The sequence below is a fragment of the Paenibacillus sp. FSL P2-0173 genome (assembly GCF_038008045.1).
In the GTDB taxonomy this organism is placed as follows: Bacteria; Bacillota; Bacilli; order Paenibacillales; family Paenibacillaceae; genus Paenibacillus; species Paenibacillus polymyxa_B.
Genome location: NZ_JBBOYK010000004.1, coordinates 171,460 through 192,085 on the forward strand (window position 1 = coordinate 171,460; position 20,626 = coordinate 192,085).

Annotated in this window: 18 protein-coding genes and 2 pseudogenes; 4 read left to right on the top strand and 16 right to left on the bottom strand. The window is 43.8% G+C overall.

Annotated features, from left to right (window positions below):
• Nucleotide 1: 1 nt before the first annotated feature.
• The 6 genes and pseudogenes from MKX30_RS20680 to MKX30_RS20705 all read right to left on the bottom strand — a co-directional run bounded on the left by MKX30_RS20680 (nucleotide 2) and on the right by MKX30_RS20705 (nucleotide 5,290).
• The gene (locus tag MKX30_RS20680) at nucleotides 2-1,324 is read right to left on the bottom strand and encodes a metal-dependent hydrolase family protein (RefSeq protein ID WP_341063397.1); all 1,323 of its coding nucleotides are present in this window, start codon (nucleotides 1,322-1,324) and stop codon (nucleotides 2-4) included.
• Nucleotides 1,325-1,462: 138 nt separating this feature from the next.
• Nucleotides 1,463-2,050 (bottom strand): TetR/AcrR family transcriptional regulator, encoded by a 588-nt coding sequence (locus MKX30_RS20685; RefSeq protein ID WP_341063398.1) that lies wholly within the window; start codon nucleotides 2,048-2,050, stop codon nucleotides 1,463-1,465.
• A gap of 299 nt (nucleotides 2,051-2,349) precedes the next feature.
• Nucleotides 2,350-2,919, bottom strand: coding sequence for an SF0329 family protein (locus tag MKX30_RS20690; RefSeq protein WP_341063399.1), 570 nt, complete (start codon nucleotides 2,917-2,919; stop codon nucleotides 2,350-2,352).
• A gap of 66 nt (nucleotides 2,920-2,985) precedes the next feature.
• Nucleotides 2,986-3,963, bottom strand: coding sequence for a tRNA dihydrouridine synthase (locus tag MKX30_RS20695; RefSeq protein WP_028542008.1), 978 nt, complete (start codon nucleotides 3,961-3,963; stop codon nucleotides 2,986-2,988).
• Nucleotides 3,964-4,324: 361 nt separating this feature from the next.
• Nucleotides 4,325-4,618, bottom strand: a pseudogene (locus MKX30_RS20700) (N-6 DNA methylase); the annotation flags it as partial.
• Nucleotides 4,619-4,771: 153 nt separating this feature from the next.
• Nucleotides 4,772-5,290: a GNAT family N-acetyltransferase gene (locus tag MKX30_RS20705; RefSeq protein WP_081384274.1), complete on the bottom strand. Its 519-nt coding sequence runs from the start codon at nucleotides 5,288-5,290 to the stop codon at nucleotides 4,772-4,774.
• Between the two features lie 400 nt (nucleotides 5,291-5,690).
• Between MKX30_RS20705 and MKX30_RS20710 the strand changes: the two genes are divergently transcribed.
• The 3 genes from MKX30_RS20710 (at nucleotide 5,691) to MKX30_RS20720 (ending at nucleotide 9,519) form a co-directional block, all read left to right on the top strand.
• The gene (locus MKX30_RS20710) at nucleotides 5,691-8,681 is read left to right on the top strand and encodes a contractile injection system protein, VgrG/Pvc8 family (RefSeq protein WP_341063400.1); all 2,991 of its coding nucleotides are present in this window, start codon (nucleotides 5,691-5,693) and stop codon (nucleotides 8,679-8,681) included.
• A 13-nt stretch (nucleotides 8,682-8,694) separates the two neighbouring features.
• Nucleotides 8,695-9,075 (top strand): hypothetical protein, encoded by a 381-nt coding sequence (locus MKX30_RS20715; RefSeq protein WP_076160002.1) that lies wholly within the window; start codon nucleotides 8,695-8,697, stop codon nucleotides 9,073-9,075.
• A 156-nt stretch (nucleotides 9,076-9,231) separates the two neighbouring features.
• Nucleotides 9,232-9,519 carry a hypothetical protein gene (locus tag MKX30_RS20720; protein ID WP_076159998.1) on the top strand — a complete coding sequence of 96 codons (288 nt, stop codon included), beginning with the start codon at nucleotides 9,232-9,234 and terminating at the stop codon, nucleotides 9,517-9,519.
• Nucleotides 9,520-10,360: 841 nt separating this feature from the next.
• On the opposite strand, the pseudogene MKX30_RS20725 reads toward MKX30_RS20720, so the two are convergent.
• From MKX30_RS20725 to MKX30_RS20745, 5 genes and pseudogenes are all read right to left on the bottom strand, one after another.
• Nucleotides 10,361-10,654: pseudogene (locus tag MKX30_RS20725) on the bottom strand (SF0329 family protein); the annotation flags it as partial.
• A 106-nt stretch (nucleotides 10,655-10,760) separates the two neighbouring features.
• Nucleotides 10,761-12,584, bottom strand: a complete 1,824-nt coding sequence (rlmD, locus tag MKX30_RS20730) for a 23S rRNA (uracil(1939)-C(5))-methyltransferase RlmD (protein ID WP_341063402.1) — start codon at nucleotides 12,582-12,584, stop codon at nucleotides 10,761-10,763.
• 205 nt (nucleotides 12,585-12,789) lie between these two features.
• Entirely contained in the window at nucleotides 12,790-13,671 is an 882-nt protein-coding gene (locus MKX30_RS20735; protein WP_013308843.1) for a diacylglycerol kinase, read from the bottom strand.
• Nucleotides 13,672-13,844: 173 nt separating this feature from the next.
• Nucleotides 13,845-14,633, bottom strand: a complete 789-nt coding sequence (locus MKX30_RS20740; RefSeq protein ID WP_341063404.1) for a sirohydrochlorin chelatase — start codon at nucleotides 14,631-14,633, stop codon at nucleotides 13,845-13,847.
• Nucleotides 14,633-14,923 carry a YerC/YecD family TrpR-related protein gene (locus MKX30_RS20745; RefSeq protein ID WP_007428885.1) on the bottom strand — a complete coding sequence of 97 codons (291 nt, stop codon included), beginning with the start codon at nucleotides 14,921-14,923 and terminating at the stop codon, nucleotides 14,633-14,635. Before MKX30_RS20745 ends, MKX30_RS20740 begins: the two co-directional genes overlap by 1 nt.
• 226 nt (nucleotides 14,924-15,149) lie before the next feature.
• On the opposite strand from MKX30_RS20745, the gene MKX30_RS20750 reads away from it, so the two are divergent.
• Nucleotides 15,150-15,665, top strand: a complete 516-nt coding sequence (locus MKX30_RS20750) for a tyrosine protein kinase (RefSeq protein ID WP_076159976.1) — start codon at nucleotides 15,150-15,152, stop codon at nucleotides 15,663-15,665.
• A gap of 6 nt (nucleotides 15,666-15,671) precedes the next feature.
• Here the strand turns inward: MKX30_RS20750 and corA are convergent, their stop codons facing one another.
• The 5 genes from corA to MKX30_RS20770 form a co-directional block, all read right to left on the bottom strand.
• Entirely contained in the window at nucleotides 15,672-16,631 is a 960-nt protein-coding gene (gene corA / locus MKX30_RS20755) for a magnesium/cobalt transporter CorA (protein ID WP_025721203.1), read from the bottom strand.
• A 203-nt stretch (nucleotides 16,632-16,834) separates the two neighbouring features.
• Entirely contained in the window at nucleotides 16,835-16,981 is a 147-nt protein-coding gene (locus MKX30_RS27430; protein ID WP_445671565.1) for a GNAT family N-acetyltransferase, read from the bottom strand.
• 242 nt (nucleotides 16,982-17,223) lie between these two features.
• Nucleotides 17,224-17,952, bottom strand: coding sequence for an amino acid ABC transporter ATP-binding protein (locus MKX30_RS20760; protein WP_075153752.1), 729 nt, complete (start codon nucleotides 17,950-17,952; stop codon nucleotides 17,224-17,226).
• Nucleotides 17,945-19,393: an amino acid ABC transporter substrate-binding protein/permease gene (locus MKX30_RS20765; protein WP_341063407.1), complete on the bottom strand. Its 1,449-nt coding sequence runs from the start codon at nucleotides 19,391-19,393 to the stop codon at nucleotides 17,945-17,947. Before MKX30_RS20765 ends, MKX30_RS20760 begins: the two co-directional genes overlap by 8 nt.
• A 240-nt stretch (nucleotides 19,394-19,633) precedes the next feature.
• Nucleotides 19,634-20,623: an inorganic phosphate transporter gene (locus tag MKX30_RS20770; protein WP_023987085.1), complete on the bottom strand. Its 990-nt coding sequence runs from the start codon at nucleotides 20,621-20,623 to the stop codon at nucleotides 19,634-19,636.
• Nucleotides 20,624-20,626: the final 3 nt, after the last annotated feature.

The following is a 20,626-nucleotide window of genomic DNA, read 5'->3' on the forward strand; positions in this document are numbered from 1 at the left end:
TTTACCAAACGGAATCAAGCAGCTCGTCCACTTCTCGAATTCGGGTCACCGATGGTGTTTGTATAAGATTGCCTTTGACCATGACCATAGCTACATCCGACAAAGCTTTTATGTTGTTCAAAGGGTTTTGCTCCATCACGATTAAATCCGCCTGTTTTCCGACATCAATGCTCCCTGTAAGGTGATCAATGCCTAAGATTTCCGCATTAGATTTTGTTACCCGTTCGATGACCTGACCCGCGTTCAGTTTCGTTTGTCTCATAAAGTGGTCCAGTTCCCGCCAAATATCATAGTGGGTGACGTAGGACATTGCGGCATCCGTTCCAACCCCAATTTTGATATGATGTTCCACAGCCTGTCGCAGTCCCTTCAGCATAGAGTCGTACACAAGCCGGGAATTTTCCTTAACAGTCTCATTCACCTTCGTTAGGCTCGTGTCCAATTTCGCAGCAGGATACGCAGCCTGCATCATAGGAATCAAGGCGGTATAGCCCTTTAATGCCCTAGGATTGTTTTTGTACAGACTTATGATCTCCTCATCCATCTCCGCACCGTGTTCAATGGTATCCACTCCGCCCTTTAGCGCGATTCTAACGCCTTCAGTACTTTCCACATGGGCCGCTACACGCATACCGATTTTATGGGCTTCCTCGCAGATGGCGGCAACCTCTTCCTCCGTCATTTGCAGGCGGCCTGCTTCACCGACCATGTTGGCATCGGTTACCCCGCCAGTCACGCATATTTTGATTAGATCTACTCCGTTTTTCACATTAATTCTTACATTTCTTCTCGCTTCCCATGGCGAATCGCCGATTAAAGCCAAATAGGGTGCCCCATGACCGCCTGTTACGCTCAGAAAATACCCGGACACCAAAAGATTGGGGCCAACAAACCGGTTTGTTTTAATTTCATCTCGGAGCTGTACATCAGTGTAAAAAAATTCACCGACGCTGCGCATCGTGGTTACACCGGAATGCAGTGCCGTCAGAGCATTTTTCTTGACCCGTTTTTTTAACACACTTCGGCCCAGCCTCGTATCCAAAATATAACGGAATGTAAAATTCAGCAGCCCTTCGCTTGCAGACAACGTAAATGGCTTTCCATCTGCAAAAAGATGGACGTGTGCGTTGATGAGGCCGGGCATCACATATTTCCCCGATACATCGATCGTTTGATAATGGCTGGGAATAACCAAATCGCTTGTCTTCCCGATCTCCTGAATCAGCCCGTCTTCGTGAATTAAAATCGTCATCATTTTTTCAACGTCTTTTTTCGCGTCTCCATAAATCACATTGCAGTTCTTAAATGCATAGCCTGTTCCCATCGTTTCTCCCTCCTGCTGCGCTCATGGTGTTTAATAATGAATTACTTATTCATTTTTGGGATAAAAAAATATAGGGACTGTCTTGATGCCAGAAAAATGATAGACCGTCCCGCAAATAATCATTCCTACTTGTCGACATTACTCATTCAAGCTTTTTAGTCCATGCAGCCTGTATAGACTAAGTGCCTCAAAAATCCGTTTCCGGCTATCGGCGCTCATATCCCTCTTCAATAAATCCAAAGTCATATGGATGACATTATTGGCAATGATGTTCAGCAAAATCATATTCTCATCAGTTCCGATTTCATATCTTTTATAATTTTTTTTCAAATAAGGCTTCTTGGTTTCGATCATCAGATCGATCAGTTCTTTTTTTGCATCGCTGTAAATCGTCCCTTTATTTTTTTCGAAAATAATGACGATCTGCATGCTATATTGAGTTAATAGGTTGATTTGTTCCTGAACAATGGCAGATTTTTTTTCGTTATTGGTTTCTTCAAAAAAAGTCTGGTTATCGATATGAATGCTTTCCACTAACACATTCTTCAAATAATCCACTAAAGACGGTGGAACAACCGAATAAAATAACTCTTTTTTATTTTTAAAATAAGTATAAATATTTCCGACAGAAATTTGGATTTCATCCGCAATATCGCTCATTTTAGCATCTACAAAGCCTTTTCGAAAAAATACCTTTAAAGCGGCTGATTCAATTTCTTTTTTCACTTCATCTTTTTTTGCCTGTATGATGAACACCCTCATTCAATAATGAATATACCATTCACTTTTAGTGTAGTTCAGTGGCTTAGAATTGTCAAACGAGAGCAAAACAACAGAAACTTTGACAGTTACGATAGGTGATAATTCCATTGCCGAATATAAAAAAACAGGGAAAAGACATGACGGAAACGGATTTGCCCCGTTCTCCATTCAACCTTTTCCCCGATTTTTTTCAAGTCTCTATCATGGCTTCAGTGAGGACAACCCTGATATGACGTGCCCCCATCAATGAAAGTTATTTATTTTCATAGAGTGCTACGCCGTAGTTCATAAAAATACTGCACAATGGGATGCTTTAACTTCATCTTCCCGGTCATGTTTAAAATTCGCTTTTTTCCTACTCGTCTGTCCACTAAAGCTAGAATATTCAATAAGATATCATTACTCTCTAAGCTTTCATCTATAGAAGTAGTTAAAAACTTATTAGCTACAACATTAAAATTAGACTTGCTTAATGAGGCCTGTGCTGACAAAAGCTCCTTTGCATGCTCTGATATTTTTCTACCTCTTGCAATTACTTGTAGACGATCCTCCGGAACATTCCCATTAGTATCTTTTCTGACCGCTTCAATTTCTTCATTGCTGATAGGAACTTGGATATCTGGATCATTCTTGATTTCCAACTCCGTCTGATACCATTTGATTGGACTAGTGATATCATTCATATTGAGTATGTTCTTCTTATCTACAGTTATATAACAAATTCCAGACTTATCAGGCAAATAACGGTAACTGGTCGCTCGGTATTCGACCCTTCCGTCTAACGCAGGACAGCGGAAGCTCTCCAGTTGTTGCTTCAATTTACTCCAGGACATATACCCTCCTATGTTTTCAATGCCTACTAACAGCCCGTTCCCCAACTTGGCAATTTAATTTCCACGTTACTCTACCTCATCATGTTCCTTGCTTCCAAACTCATCAAGCAATGTACGCACTTCACTTGTTGATTTGGCGTTCATTAAGCTGTTTCTGAGTTCACTTGCCCCTCGGAATCCACGGACATATATTTTGAAGAAGCGGGCGAGAGGGCTGAACGAACGTGGCTCCTGCGCTGAATAATGATCATGGAGATCTAGATGAAGCCGCAGCAGTTCAAGCAATTCCTCACTGCTGTGTTCCTTCGGCTCCTTCTCAAACGCAAATGGATTCTGGAAAATACCACGCCCAATCATAATGCCATCCACACCATATTGCTCAGCGAGCTTCAAGCCGGTCTGACGGTCCGGAATATCTCCGTTAATGGTCAGCAGTGTATCTGGTGCCACCTCATCACGAAGTTTCTTAATCTCCGGAATCAGTTCCCAGTGAGCGTCTACTTTACTCATTTCCTCTCTTGTCCGCAGATGAATGGACAAATTCACAATGTCTTGTTTCAAAATATGGGTCAACCAGTCGCGCCATTCATCTACGGCAGTGAAACCGAGCCTTGTTTTTACACTGACGGGCAGTCCCCCGGCTTTGGCGGCCTGAATGATATCCGCTGCGATTTCGGGACGGCAGATCAGGCCGCTTCCCTTCCCATTCTCCGCTACATTCGCTACAGGACAACCCATATTAATATCGATGCCTTTGAAGCCTTCTTTCGCCATACCGATGCTCATTTCACGGAAATATTCCGGCTTATCTCCCCAGATATGGGCCACCATGGGCTGTTCATCCTCTGTAAAAGTCAAACGCCCGCGTACACTTTTGTTCCCCTCCGGGTGACAATAACTCTCTGTATTCGCAAACTCCGTAAAAAACACATCCGGTCTGGCTGCTTCACTTACGACATGGCGAAACACAACATCCGTCACATCTTCCATCGGTGCCAGTATAAAAAAAGGTCGTGGCAAATCACGCCAAAAATTATTCGTCATATCAAAAACTCCTCTATAAATACCAGGACAAATCTTTGGTCCCAAAATGGTAAAGCTAACCTGTTCATGTCCTTGCTTCTTCTTCACATATAACACGTTTAAGCAACGTAGTTCAAACGGCAGTATATGTTAAGCATAGACATCTAAATGAGTATATCATACCCAAGAGAGGAGCAGACTCCCCAAAAGACTCGCAAAAAAAGGAAGAGCGCCGCCCCTCCTTGCCATCTTCTATAACGTACTGCGCCGCAGTTCATAGTAATACTGCACGGCATAACTTCCCCCAACTTACGCCGTTCCCATGCGAATGGCTTAAAAAAGAGAGCCGAGGAATAATATCCTTGACCCCTTTCGTCAATTTCTACACATGAATACCCAAAATTTTCAGCTGTTCATTGATTCTGGCTTCAAGTTCAGCGATTTCTTGTTTATCTTGCTCTAGTAGCTTATTTACTTTATCAAGGTCAATGACTTGCTCTTCTTCAAACGTATCCACGTAGCGAGGAATATTTAAGTTAAACTCATTTGCTTTGATTTCTTCAAGTGATGCCACATGAGCATATTTATCAACATCTACACGATTTCGGTACGTTTCTATAATCTTATTGATGTTTTTATCAGTAAGTTTGTTTTGATTTTTACCTTTTTCAAACGCCAATACACCTCAACTATTAGTCTTTTCTGACCAATAGTGAACAACACTCCACATGTATCGAGACGATGGAAAGGATATACTTCCAATTCATTTAAATGAATATCATTCAATTGCCTCTATTTTCTTTTTCATCTAAGCTAACATACTCTCTTTTTAGCAAAGAATAATGATATTGATCGTATATCGAACCATCACTAAACCAATAATGCTCTCGATAAGTCCCCTCCAGCTTAAAATGGAATTTTCTATAAATTTTATGGATGCTTGATTACATGCCGCAACCGTTGCATAAATTTTATTCAACTCCAAATCCTTACGTTCAAAAATAGTGCTTATAAATAACTCAAGTAATACATTTGCATGTCCTTGTTTTCTATGTTTTAAAGGCAAGTAATATCCGATCTCGGCACTTTTATTTCGAGAATTATAGTCAAAAAGCTGTATCTTGCCTACACGTTTATTATTGTTACTTTTATCAACTAAGATATATATTAATAGCCCATTCGCAAGTCTCTTCAGTACATTCACTTTATAATTGTTATATGGAGGTAGTTCGTTTATGGGTCGGCAAGTATGTTGCTCTTTTTCGGTTTCAGTAAGACTCCAATCATATAAGTCTGGTAAGTAATCTTCAATATTCCCACTATTTAAAGGTACAAGAACCCATATCATTCTATCACTCCATTATTAAAATTAGATCGATTTTGGTTTAAGTATCTGATTTGGCAACACGAAAAGCATCGTAATGGCAAACCATGTGGCGTATCACCTTATTTCCATATTAGCGCATGTTACACTTCCCTCCCGTATCACCTGCTTCCAAAAATACACATAGTAAATCCCTCAACCAATGGGTCATTCTGTAAACTAAATCTCTCTTTTAACCGATAAATACATATGCTGGGTTGTTTATTAAATATCACCTCTCGTTCCTTTATGCCCAACAAACCTTGTATACATATCTATCTTGAATTTGTACTCATTCGCGGCTTCTATAATTCAGAAGCGAATGCAAGATGACATACTTTACTTGGAAATACCTATCGCATCTAGAAAGGAGTCATGAACTCACTTGAGCGTATTTTCAGATGGGATCGGATATGAAAGCCTACGCTTTTATGGTCCCTTTCAGCCACTACACATTGAACTACTTCAAATAACACGTGCCATCAACGATCATGCCTATTTACACATCAGTGGCATGCTCTCCGAAGAACAGGGAGCGGCTTGTATTGGTCAAAATATGGAGCAAGAGCCGATTGTGATTCGTCAGTTGAATGATCAGGGACAATCGCTGAGAAGGCTGTTCCATGGGATTGTTACACGGATGTCCGTACACTGTGTGCGAGGCGTGTATACATTTGAACTGGAGGCCGCTTCCCATTCATACCAAATGGATATTAAACATAAAAGACGCTCCTATCAAGATATTCACCGCACCTATGATGATCTGGTCACAGCACTGGTTCGAAAATATCAGTACGGAGATGCCATCGATACGGTAAGCCACTATGCCAAACTAGAGACATTTGTTTTACAATATGATGAGACCGATTGGGCGTTTTTAAAACGTCTCGCTTCTCGCTTTGGTTCCGTACTTGTGCCAGAGGTAACCGCAGCCTCGCCCAAGGTTTTCTTCGGGATGCCAGAAGGGAAGCAGCATAAGGTGGAACGAGATGTATTTTATCGTGTTCGAAAAACGTTTCATGAGCTGGATGCGGAAAAGCCCGGAGAACGTGCTGGCTCGTATGTCACCTATATGATCGAAAGCCTGCAATTTTATGCACTAGGCGACCTCATCACGTTACCTATTGGACAAGGCAAAGAGCTGGTCGTGGTTCGAGCCGTGACAACCTTAGCAGATGGCTTACTGCGTACCCGTTACGATCTTCAAGCCGAACAAGATATCCGCTATGCCCGGTATGAAAACAATCAGGCCACCGGAATTTCGCTGACAGGAACAGTGCTCAAGGTACAGCATGATTTTGTACAGCTTCAACTGGACATCGACCCAAAGCAAGATCCTGCCAAAGCCTGCTGGTTCCCTGTAGCAACTCGATATGTAGCTGAAGAACATAGTGGCTGGTACGATATGCCTGAGATCGGGGAACAAGTCGAGTTATATCTGCCTACACATCACGAACAGGATGCCTATGTGACAGATTCATTACGACAACAACGCCACGCGAATGGACAGCCCGATATGAAGGTGTGGCAACACGTGCAAGGAAGCGGCATAGAAATGTCTGAGCAAGAACTGACCCTGTCCACCTCGGATGGATTTTCAATTACACTAAATGAAGATGGTGGCATTACCGTTAACAGTCCGGGGAATGTGCAGATTCAGGGTGGTCATGTGAAGCTCGATGCAGGTGAGGAACTATCACTGGAAGCTGGCACGGCGCTATACTTAAAAGGTGGAGCCAGCAGCATGGTATTGGATGGTGAGACAGACACCAAAGCCCCAGTGATTTATCAAGAAGGTACGGTAAAAGCTCCAGTTTTCGTAGCTGACCTTCCTCCTGTACCTGAGCCTCCATTGATGAGTATTAAAGCCTATGAAGCGGCTCAAACTGCAGCAACAGCCAAAGCTTCATCCAGCAACACTCCTACCGCGAAAGTGACAAGTCCAGTAGCCCTTCAACAGGCCAAAGCCTTGATGGGTACGGTATCTAAGCTTTTAGGCTCCATTCCGGTGATGGGAAAAGTGGCTGGTGCTGTTATAGGAGCACTAAGTGGGCCTGCGGCGGGTGTCATTCTGAAAGCAACCGCAGCGATCCCTGTTCGGAGCAAAGGAACTCCTACAATAGGAGACGGTAAGGGAACCAGAATTCATCCGCTAAAATACTTGGCTGGTTTAACAATGCAGGGACTGGTCAGTCAATACGAGTATGAGCGAGCTCAGGAAGCCTATTATAACAAGTGGATTTTGGGGAAAGTGTTTACAAGTGCTCGTCATGTGTCTCATTCCGGTGGAACATTGGAGCTGGTTCAAAACTTGCTGAAAGAGTCTAAGATGATGGTTCATGCGTATCAGCAGGTTCCTAAAAGTGTTCGTGAAAAATGGATTAGGGATTATATGAAGCAACAACCTCCTCCTCATAAGCCGCTTTCCCCAGAAGAAGAAAAATTACAGAGAGCAAGAAAGTATGCGCAAAGTATTCGTGACTGGGAAGCTAATCGTCCCGAACCCCCTAAAAAAAGCTTTGGCGAGGAAACCACACTCTTTTTCCAGGGCATGGAGGAAACAGTTCAAGCGAACGTTGAAGGCTTGAAGCAGTTAAAAGATGCTCTTATCGAGCATCCTGTGGATACTATAAGTACTATAGTGTCGGGCCAATATGAAGAGGCAAAGGGAGATTTGGTATTTGCTAAAAATTATGTTTTGGATCAGGAAAATGCCAGAGATGAGTATCTCAAAGGTTTAAAAGAAGACGATAAACGGATGTTAGAGAAGGGCCAAAGTTACATGGAGGGTGAGACATTAGCTGGGATGCTAATTAGCTCTCTTCTGGGTAAGGGAAAAATAAAAGGTGGAAAAGGGACACATCATAATTCCAAAGATGTTCCAGAACCAAAACCCCTGAAGCCAACGAATGAACCGAAATCGAGTCTAACTAAAACTGAGGGGACGGGTAAACCTAAAACCAGAATAGATATTATGAATACGGTTCAAGCGACACTGAGTCCTGCTGCGAAGAAAATAAAAGAATTAGACCCGGATGCTAAAGTGGGGTATAGAGGTTCTTTGGCAACAGGCCAGAAAGGCTCACATAAGGGGAACGCGCCATTTGATCCAACGGACTTTGATATTGATGCATTTATTGTCAGTGATAAGCTGGCTTCAAGATTTCGGATTGATGACAAATGGAGGTCAGGGGCAAAAATTAAAGAGGTTGAACAATTACAACGGCAAGCCGATAAAATCCTTAAAGAATCTTTAGATGGTCTAAGGAGAGTGGATAAGAAAGGGAGACCAGACAAGCTTACTTTTCGTATATTTACGCAAGAAGAATATAACCAAAAAATTAAAGCAGGTACTCAAATAATTGATAATGATTAGGAGAAAAATTAATATGAAAAAATACCCTTACTTTACTTGTTCTCTACCAATAGAATCTGAGGAAGATATCTTTGGTGTTGCAAAGATTATTTCAGATAAACTGGTTGGTGGTATTCCATTTGGTGGTTTAGAAGATTACATTTATGAAGAAGTACCGGCAGTATATGTTAATGCCAATATATTGGGTTTTGAGTTAGTTATACAAGGGTATGGAGGTGAGGGTGGATATATACTAGAAGTCAATCCAAGCCCATACACTGAAGGCCCAGATGATGCTGAGAGAGTGACGGTAGAAATAACAAGATACATTGCCTCACTTTTAGAAGGAACGGAAAAAATAAAAATAAAATATGAACAAATTAATGAACAGAACTATATTGAAATTTCTGAATAGTTCATTTTTTTACGATTAAAAAGCTACCCAAAGCTTGTTCCGACTTGAACCTATGAGTCGGAATGGGCTTATTTTGCTTACAAAAACAATGACTTGCCATTCCTCCCCATCAGAGTTAACATACACACACTTCAACCACGGGAGGGAAAATGTACTATGCTAAATTGGCCAGAATGGTTTCTGGAAGCATTACGCCAACGTTTTTATCAATTAGAACACGCCAGAGAACAACAGGCTTCATATTCAACAGAGGACAAAAATCTATTCGCTCAAATTGAGCAACTGAAAAGTAATCAAACTGAAGATATTCAACATCTGCTATCCGAATGGGAAGAAATCATAGGCTATCAGTTAAGCCAAGACAAACAATCCATCTATATGGAAGGAGTAAAAGACGGGATTCGATTGATTCTTCCCGTCATACACCCCACAGTCACTAGTTAGCTTTTGTTCACTTTAGTCTATGATTTTTTTAGTCCAGTATTTAATCTATACTCATTCCACTTTTCAAGGTAAAAACAAAATGCGCTGGTGAGAGAATGGTTATCTTCTCCACCAACGCATTAAATAGTTATCATCAGCAGCTCATAAAAACGGTCAATTTCCGTTCATTGCTTACTATTTTTCTTACGAATCATACCAAATAAAAAAAATAATAATAAAACAGAGAACAAAAATGTATAACCTATTAGCAAGGGTTTTAGATTAGATTCTCCTGTATTGATATATATTCTTCCTACTAGAATAAGAAGCATAATTAATGATAGTCCAAAATTTTCACGGTTATATTTCCTTGTCTTATATTTAATAATTCTATAAATCAGAAAAAATAGTAGCAAGAAAGATACTATTGAGATAATAACGAAAACCATATTTGCATGTCCCCCTTTAAAATAAAATTAGCAAAGGTTTAATATCACCTTTACTAATTTTATTACTCTTCAGCCGAAAATTACATACGTTGAATATAATTATATGCTTGTTTAAGACTTGATCTAGCTTGTGAACGATCATTAACCACACTCCAGTAAGTCCAGAGCCAACTAATCCTACAACTGTTTCCCATGTAACTGCCGCTACACCAAGAGCAATCAAAGTTTGAGCCAAATTATATTTCATACTGGCATGAGAAGTAGCAAAAGCGTTTATGTTACTTATAACTAGGGATGTGTATGGACCTGTGATAGGGACATTTGTTTTGGAAACATGGCTCCCATCTGGTCCCCAACTAGTCCATATTTTAAAATCATTATAACTAAAAAAGTTATATGTTTTATAGTTACCATAGACGATCCTCTGGAACAATTCCCTTGGTATCTTTTCTGACCGCTTCAATTTCTTCTTTGTTGATAGGAACTTGGATATCTGGATCATTCTTAATTTCCTGCTCCGACTGATACCATCTGATCGAGCTCGTTATATCACTCATATTGATTACGTTCTTTTTATCTACAGCAATATAACAAATTCCAGATTTATCAGGTAAATACCGATAACTGGTTGCCCGGTATTCGACCCCTCCATATAACGCAGGACAGAGGAAACTCTCCAGCTGTTGCTTCAATTTGCTCCAGGACATGTATCCTTCTATGTTCTCAAAGCCTACTACCAGTATTTGCGGCTGTCAGGCTTTCTTTTTGAAAGATGAGACAATTTATTTAAATCACTTTGTATCCTACATTCATTTAATCTGTTTTCTGTAGCGCATGGGCCATAAAATCCTTAACCAGCATCGCCACGCACTCCACATGCACCGTATGCGGAAACATATCCACAGGCTGTACTTCCACAGTACTATACCCGCCATCCTCCAATATCCTTAAATCCCGTGCCAATGTGCTTGGATTACACGATACATACACCACGCGCTCTGGCTTCATCTCCAGAATGGTGTCGAGCAGGCGTGGATCACAGCCCTTACGGGGCGGATCGACGACGATAACGTCGGCGGTGATGCCTTGCTCTTTCCATGCAGGAATGACATCTTCGGACGCGCCTACCTCAAATTTCACATTACGCATTTCGTTCAACAGCGCATTACTCCGTGCATCGTCGATGGCTTCTTTGACGATCTCCACCCCGTACACCTGGTCCGCATGCTGAGCGAGGAACAAGGAGATCGTGCCGATGCCGCAATACGCATCAATCACTGTTTCTTTGCCCGTGAGCCCGGCATATTCGACGGTTTTGCTATACAGCACTTCCGTTTGTACGGGATTCACCTGATAAAAGGATCTCGCGGAAATCGCAAACTGGACGTCTCCAATGTAGTCGTAGATCACGTCACGACCCCACAGTACACGAGTCTCGTCGCCAAAAATAACGTTCGTTCGCTTCGTATTCACGTTCTGGCATATGCTTGCCACGTGTGGAATATGCTCACGGATACTCCCGATCCACGCATCAGCGTGCGGAATATCTCGTCCATTCGTGACGAGCACCAGCATCATTTCACCCGTGCGAAAAGCGGTCTTTACAACGACATGGCGCAGTAGCCCACGTCCGGTTTCTTCATTATATGCACTGATGCCCAGCATTCGGCCAATCTCTTTCACACGTGCGACAACTTCGTCATTACGCTCGTCCTGAATGAGACAGGTGTTCATATCCACAATTCGATGGCTGCCGCGTGCGTAGAAGCCGCCGACAAGCCCGCCTTCGGTGACACCAATCGGCACCTGGGCTTTGTTGCGGTATCGCCAAGGCTCACTCATACCGAGTGTAGGATGCACGACTACGCCATGTACACGCGACATGCTGTCGGCATTTCCATCCGTATTCATGGCCGAATCAGAAGTCGTGACTGTATCGGCCTCACCATCTGTATCCGCAGAAGCAGCCAAAACCTGTGCAGTATGCTCACTGGGCTCTGTAGCCACACTCAGCTTCCCGATACGCTCCAGCACATCCACGACATGCTGGCGTTTCCAGCCCAGCTGCGCTTCGTAGCTCATATGCTGGATCTGGCAGCCACCGCATTGATCGTAGATGGCACACGGAGCTGCAATTCGGTCAGGGCTAGCCTGCGCGATATCTAGCAGCTTGGCATACCCATACTGCTTTTTCGTTTTCAGCACCTTTATCCGTACCTTTTCACCCGGTAACGCACCTGGAACGAACAACGTAAAACCCTCGACACGCCCTACACCCTCGCCATCGTGGTTCATGCCGATGATGTCTATCACGGCCTCATCATTCTTTTGCACAGGCAGATCGGTACGCTCTACACTGGATCGGATACGTTTGGAAGCATCCTGACTTCGTCCACCGTTGGAAGAACGACGAGTATCTCGTCCATTTTCCCTTTTCTTCTGAGCCACTTCATTCATATTTCCATTTTTATGTTTGATTTCGGCTTGAAGCAGCCCATTTCCAGCTCTAACCCGAGACTGTTCCGGTTCTCTCTCTCTTGTCGCCTTCATAGTCTTTTTGTGCTGATTTCCTTGAACAGGAGTTGCTGTCGCTGCATTCCGGCGGCTTTTTCCACGTCCGCTACGGTTATTCGTCATGATTGTCACTTCTTTCTGATCTTCTTTTCATACGGTATATACAATACTAACGTCATCCAAGTATACAAACATCAACTCGAAAATGCCGTTACTCCCCACGGAGAACGGCAAGAACCAATATGTTCACAAAAACAACTACCTACTCTGCATTCCGTATACCATATTGCGTTTTCTCCCGGAAACAGAAGCATTTCCTACTTATTTCTCACCGGAAAACATTCAAATGATGAGGTAAATTCCGGAAAGTCGCTGGCAAAGTGCCGCCCAGTTCGCCATCTAGATTAAGCTGGACGTAGCCGGGTGAGGTCACTTCCATGTAATCTGTTTTAAAATAAACAATCTTCTTATCCTGCAAATGCTCACCACGCAGCGCAAGTGTTACCAATCGGATCATTTCCGCCAGATTGCATTTCCGCACAGCGATGACGTCAAGCAGCCCATCATCTATTGTCGCCCCGGGAGCAAGCTTTTCAAACCCGCCCACCGAATTCGTATTCGCAATCAGGAAGAGCATAAACTCGTCGTGGATCACTTCCTGACCCGAAGCCTTGATAATCAGCTCCTGTGGAGCAAGGCTGACCATCTTCTCCATGCCTTTAAAATAATACGCCAACTGGCCAATCATCGTTTTTAGCTTGCTCGGAACTTCATACGTAAGCTCGGTTAAAGTCCCCCCGCCTGCAATGTTGATAAAGTAGCGGTCGTTCGCTTTTCCGATATCCAGTGGCTTCGGATTTTGACGAATAACTAGGTCGCAATAATCCTCCCAGTGCTTGGGGATGCCCAGTGCCCTGGCGAAATCATTCGTCGTCCCCAAAGGAAACACACCCAGGGGCGGGCGGTTTTCTCTTTCAGCCATCCCGTTAATGACCTCATACAATGTACCGTCGCCACCAGCGGCGATAATCATGTCATACCCACGCTCAATGGCCTCTATTGCGGCACGCGTTGCGTCCCCTTCACCCGTAGTTGCATGGCAAGAGGCTTCAATACCACCTTCATCCAGGCGCTGCAAAACATCCGCAAGACGACGCTTCATTTCCTCACGCCCAGAGGTCGGATTATAGATTAATCTAGCTCTTTTCATTCCGTTACGCCACCCGTATATTTAATGATATTTATATTCACATAGCAGTTCATCACATTCAGTCTGTACAAAATATCATCATACTGGAAAAAGACCTCTTTTACAATAAAAGAAGCCAGACTTTGCCCAAATAAGGAAATTTAAGGCTAAGATGACGCTATAGCCGAACTAGACTACCTATGACTTGACCTTGCTTGCTTCTGCACACTTTGCAATAATTCACGAACTTGTCTATCCATCCAGCTTGTGAGCAAAGGATGCGGCAATAAAGGATCTCCTGAATAACGGTATTCGAGCCCTTGCAAGCGTTTAGGAATTATGTGACTTGTAAAATATCCCGAACTCAAAAATAGCGGTGCCACAATAACATCATGACCCCGCTCCTGATTCCAATACGCTGCCTTGTCGTACACACTCTCGGGATTTAGCAAAGCGTGGTCCGTGATGATACCACTCACGCCTTGCACCGTACGGGCCAACGAAGAAATCCCCTGCTCCCAGCGCTGAAAAAAGCCGTTGTGCACACTGCCGTGACCTACGAGTAAAATAACCTCTCTCGCAGGGTCGGCCGACAGCGGGCGAACCTTGTCCCACACCATGCGGGCAACATCTTCTCCATCATCCAGCGGGCTGCCAAAATGTACTCGCGCCTTCATTCGAAACGGCTTCAAATCTGTTTCTTTGTCCGGCGCATCTTTGACACCCAGCGCATAGCTAATCTCATCTACATGCGTACTGCCTGATGACACAAACAAAGGTATAACCAATATATCTGTTACACCCAAGGCTTCCAGATGGTCAATACCATTTTGAATCAATCTTTCTTTAACCGTTTCCAAAAATGAAACCTCTACCGGTATTTCTTCCGGCAAATGGAGCTTTGCAACTGCCTGATCCACCTGTTCCACCCAATAAGGCTCCCTAGAGCCGTGGCTGATTACCAGTATCCCAGGGCTCCGCATTAGCGTCCCAGACGTTCCAAAGTCATTTTATACCCATCATTACCATAGTTCAGGCAACGTTTAACACGTGAAATGGTGGCTGTACTGGCCCCTGTCTCTGCTTCAATCTGATTATATGTGCTGCCTTTGCCTAGCATACGGGCAACCTCTAGACGTTGGGAGAGGGATTGAATTTCATTAATCGTGCACAGATCATCAAAAAATACATAGCACTCTTCCAAATTTTTAAGAGTTAAAATAGCTTCGAACAATTGATCAATACTTTTATCATTAAGCTTCTTAAGCTGCATGGATTATCATCTCCCAAGGTTACGATCTCTCCTCATTGTACCCGAGGAATAGTCGCTTTTTCAAGCATTAACGGTTTCACGCATTACAGAACAACATTATGACCATAGAAACGTACCGTACGAATGCCCAAATCCGCTTTTATACCTGATTTCGGGACACGCGCCTAAACCCACTGTGCGTTTGTAACATACAGTAGAGTATCAACCTGCAAAGGAATGTGATCTCATGCCTGGACACTACTATCATCGGAGGCCGCTACAGCGTTCCCTTTCCGATCCGTATAGTTCATCTCCTTATCCCGGACTCGATCCATACAACGAGGTTCCGCAAGCCGGTTCTTCCGGGCTGGTTCCTTACGAGGCGCCAGCGAGTATTACGGATTCTGCCGTGGTCACACCAGACCCGGTTCCAGCCAAAGGAGGACTGCTTGGGGGTCTTGGCAACCTCAGTAATCTCAACGAAATCAAAGGCTTCATTGACCGTATGGGTGGTATTGATGGAATTGTTGCTACAGTCGGCAAGGTGCAAAAGGTCATGTCCAGTGTGCAGCAATTTGCTCCAATGGCGAAGCTGATTATGGGTTCGCTCCCAGCATTCGGCAAATCCGCGAGCAAAAATTCTGCAACAGATATCACCGAGGAATTGGATGAATACACACCACCACGCCCACGTCGGAAAAAGACGCAGCGCAAAAGCACCACTACCCCACGCAGACGTCCGCGCAAGCGCAAAAGAAAGTAGACTATACTATTTGAACCAGCCTCGGCGCATAAACCAGACCACCATTGCAACACTCAACAAAAACATGAAGAACAGTACGCCAAAATATCCATATTTCCAGCCCAACTCGGGCATATTCGAAAAATTCATACCATAGATTCCTGCAATCAGCGTCAAGGGCATAAAAACGGTCGTAATTACGGTCAGCGTCTTCATAATTGAATTCATGCGATTGGAATTGAGCGATATATAACTGTCCCTCAGGTCGGCTGTCATCTCGCGGTCGGCCTCCAGCATGTCTGTCAGCTTCAATAAATGATCATATATATCGGTAAAATAAGCCATATGGTCTCCTTGGCCCTGCACATGCTGCGAATTCAAAACTCGGTACATCAGATCACGCATGGGTACGATGGTACGGCGCAGCTTGAGCAGCCTGCCACGCAGGTCAAACACCTGCTTCATTAATTCCTCTACGGATTCGCGACCGCCCAAGCCCTCCAGCTCGGCTAATTCATCCTCAATCATAAAAAGGCTCGGAAAATAGTTATCTACCAGCTTGTCCATCACCGTGTAGGCTGCAGCCAGCGGTCCTCGCGACCATATTTTGCGTTCATTCGCATGCTGGACAATCCGCTCCCAGGCTTGATCCAGCTCCTCTAACTCATGATGGTGATATGTAACCAAAAAACGACTGCTAATAAACATATCCACTTCTTCCGCAGCTAACGTATCTACATCAAGCGCATGCACGACCAGAAACTGCACATCCTCGTAATAATCCAATTTGGGACGTTGCAGAACATGCATACAATCCTCCACAGCCAATGGGTGAAAATGAAAATAACTCGTCAGCAGCTCCGTCTCGCGATCTGTAGGCTCGCTAAAATCTACCCACATCCATATATAATCCTCCATGACGATCTGATCCAATGGTTTTCCCACTGTTACCTGATGATCATGACCTATAGCCAATGTACGTATCACCGTACGTCCCCCTCGCTTACACTTCCGTCTGATATGTTATTTATATTTTATATAAGCCAATTAACATTATACAAATCTCAAGTTCTAAATTCCTTTTAATAAAGAAAAGGATATCTCCGGGCCAACATGCCTCCCAAGATATCCTTATAAAATAATCAATTCATTATAATTAAATCTTTTTCACAAACCCCGTGCTTGTCGCTTCATATCCAAACCGTTCCTTTAGCCCAAGCTTCCGCTTCCTGATTTAACGCCTTGCCGATGCCTTTATTACGATGTTTTGAATCCATCACAAAAACGACGATACGCGCGTAATCTTCATCTCGCTCTCTTCCCCTATACTCACTCATTCAAGAGTGAGGCAGGCTCTTTGCACGAAAAGGAGCAATCAGCGAGTCGTAGCGTAGCGGTCCATTTGAATCTGTAGAAGCGGCAGCGTTCGCCTTTGCCTCTGAATTTTCACCTTATAAGGTCTTATACAATCCAAAAATTCAGGGGCAACAGCGATCGAAAGATCAAATGGATCGCGGAGCGTCTCCTCACAACGAGATCCCCGCCTACATCCACAAACCCTGCCTCATTTTTAACCCTCTTACAATACCTTCTCCAAGAAACTAATGGTCCGCTCATTTTTCGGATTACCAAATACCTCTTGTGGCGTTCCTTCTTCTACGATGTAACCACCGTCCATAAACACGACACGGTCGCTTACTTCGCGTGCAAATCCCATCTCATGCGTTACGATCATCATCGTCATGCCTTCACGCGCCAGATCTTTCATTACGCCGAGCACTTCGCCCACCATTTCAGGATCGAGCGCCGAGGTAGGCTCGTCAAACAGCATAATGTCTGGGCTCATTGCCAGCGCACGTGCAATCGCCACACGCTGTTTCTGACCGCCGGAAAGCTGTCCTGGCAGTGCATTTGCCTTATCGGCCAAACCTACACGATCCAGCAGCTTTATCGCCGTTTCCCGCGCCTCTGCCTTGGACTGTTTCCCCAGTTCAGTCGGCGCGAACATAATGTTCTTGAGCACGGTCATATGCGGAAACAGATTGAAATGTTGAAATACCATACCTATATTTTCACGGACTTTGTTAATGTCCACGTTTTTGTCACTCAAGTTGTAGTCATCAACAATGACCTCACCTGCGGTAATTTCTTCAAGCATGTTCATGCAACGCAAAAACGTACTTTTCCCCGAACCAGACGGGCCAATGACACACACAACTTCGCCTTCACGTACTTGCATGTCGATGCCCTTTAGCACTTGATTACTACCATAGCTTTTTTTCAGGTTTTTAACGATAATTTTACCCACGGCGAACTCTCCCTTCAAGACGGTTGGAAATTTTGGTCAGGACTGTAATGACGATAAGATACATCACCGCTACTACCAGCCAAATATCAAAGGATTGGAATGTCCGCGCAATAATGATCTTACCCGATTGGGTCAATTCGACCAAACCGATAACAGACAAAATGGACGTATCCTTCAACGTAATAACCAACTGATTGATAAACGACGGGATCATGATTTTCACAGCTTGTGGCAAAATGATTTTAAGCATAGCCGTCCGATAGGGTAGACCAAGCGAACGAGCTGCTTCCATTTGTCCCGGATCAATGGACTGAATACCACCACGGATAATCTCAGTTACATACGCACCCGCATTCAGGGATAACGTCAATACAGCCGCAACAAAAAGCGGCATTTTGAAATCCAGTGCCTGTGGAATACCAAAGTAAATAAAGAAAGCAAGCACGATCAGCGGAATACCGCGGAATATATCTACGAATACAGTTGCAATACCACGGAACACCTTGTTATGGCTTACTTTCATAAAGCCAAACACCAACCCTAGGATAAAGGCTACGAGTAAAGATACAAGTGTGTACAGCAACGTATTTCCCATGCCCTTAATCAGCGAAGGCAGCGAAGCGGAAATCAGGCCCCAGCGGCTGGTTTCTACAGGCGCCACACCTTTACCCGATCCGCCAAGGTATTTAGCCAAAATTTTATCGTATTCCCCGCTATTGCGCAGATTAACAAGCCCTGCATTAAATTTCTCCAGCAACTCTTGGTTCTTGCCTTGGTTAACAGCAAACCCGTAAGAAGCACCTTTTTCCTTATCTGTTACCAGCTTAAGGCCGTTATTCTGGTTTACACCGTATGCCAGTACCGGATAGTCATCAAAGCAGGCAACCGAATTACCTGTTTTAACTTCATCATACATTTGAGAAGAATCGTCGAACGGTACTGTAGTAAAGCCGTATTTGGCCTTAATGGATTCTGCGAATGTGTAACCTTCCGTTCCTGTTTTGACAGCGACACGCTGTCCTTTCAAGTCCTCATAGCGTTTAACCGTATCATTATCCTTGCGGACCGCCATGACGACGCCTGAATCAAAATAAGGCTCGGAAAAATCAAATTTCCGCTTGCGTTCATCGGTAATACTCATCCCGGCAATGACACCATCCACTTGATTCGTTTCAAGGGCCTGCACTGCCGCGTTAAAGCCAAGGGGCTTAATGGTATATTCAAAATTCTGATCCTTGGCAATAGCTGCCAGCAAATCCATGTCGATACCGACAAATTTACCATCTACATCTTCAAACTCAAAAGGCGCGAACGTTGTATCCGTGCCGATATCATACTTTGTTTTATTTTCTGCATGTGCCACTACACCGAAATTACCGGCCAGGGCAACCACAAAAAACAAACAAATCATGAGTGCTATTAGTTTTCTAGATTTTTGCATAATTTCCTCCAGTCAGTTGAACGGTTCAAAGTTTTCTGTTTATTCTACAGGAGTTATTAAAAATTGACTACTTTGATGTCAGGTATTTTTTGAAAAACGTTTCATGGAACTATCTGGATGTGTGAACTTTGAAGAAGCAGTTTTATCCCAGAATGCCAATAAGCCCCTGCCGCAAAAAGCGGACGGAAGCTTATTGTGTATTCTATAGTGTGTACCTTTTTTTCAAGAAATAATAATGAACTAAAAAAGAATTTTGAAAATCAATCCAGATAACAGTGCAGCAATCGGTATGGTTATCACCCAAGTAATAATAATTCGACCGGCCAGCGACCAGCGCACAGCGGAAAAGCGCTTCGCAGAACCCACACCCAAAATAGCCGAAGTAATGGCATGAGTAGTACTTACGGGCAAATGAAGCAATGTAGCTGTGAAAATAACAGAGGCTCCCGAAATGTCAGCTGCGAATCCGTTAATTGGCTCGATTTTAAAAATCTTGGTTCCCATCGTCTTGATGATTTTCCAGCCCCCGATAGACGTACCCAGCGCCATGGCTGTTGCGGCTGAAATTTTTACCCACATGGGTACTTCCAAATGGTCCTGATACCCCGCCGAAACGAGTGCGAATGTAATAATCCCCATCGCCTTTTGAGCATCATTCGTACCATGCGTGAACGACTGAAGCGCTGCTGTAATGACCTGCATTGTACGAAACCCTTTGTTCACCGTATGCGGACTACGATGAGCGAAGATATATTTTAAAATCATCATCACGATGTAACCGACAACAAAAGCAATCAACGGGGAGAAAATAAGTCCTTCGACAATCCCGATGAAGCCGCTCCAGTTTAATTTATCCGATCCCGCACCTACATACACCGCTCCAGCCAATGCACCAATCAATGCATGAGAAGAGGATGAAGGAATACCGAACCACCAGGTTAAGAGGTTCCAGATAATCGCAGCGATCAGCGTCGCAATGACGATATCAATTCCATTCGTAAGCTTGGTTGGATCAGCGACACTTCCACCAATGGTCTTCGCAACCCCTGTAAACAATATTGCCCCGAGAAAGTTCATGACCGCAGCCATAATAATCGCACGTCGCGGGGTCAATGCACGGGTCGATACCGAAGTTGCAATCGCGTTCGCCGTATCATGAAAACCATTAATAAAATCAAATGCCAGAGCAAGAAAAATAACAATACCCAATACCAATAAACTTGTATCCATGTA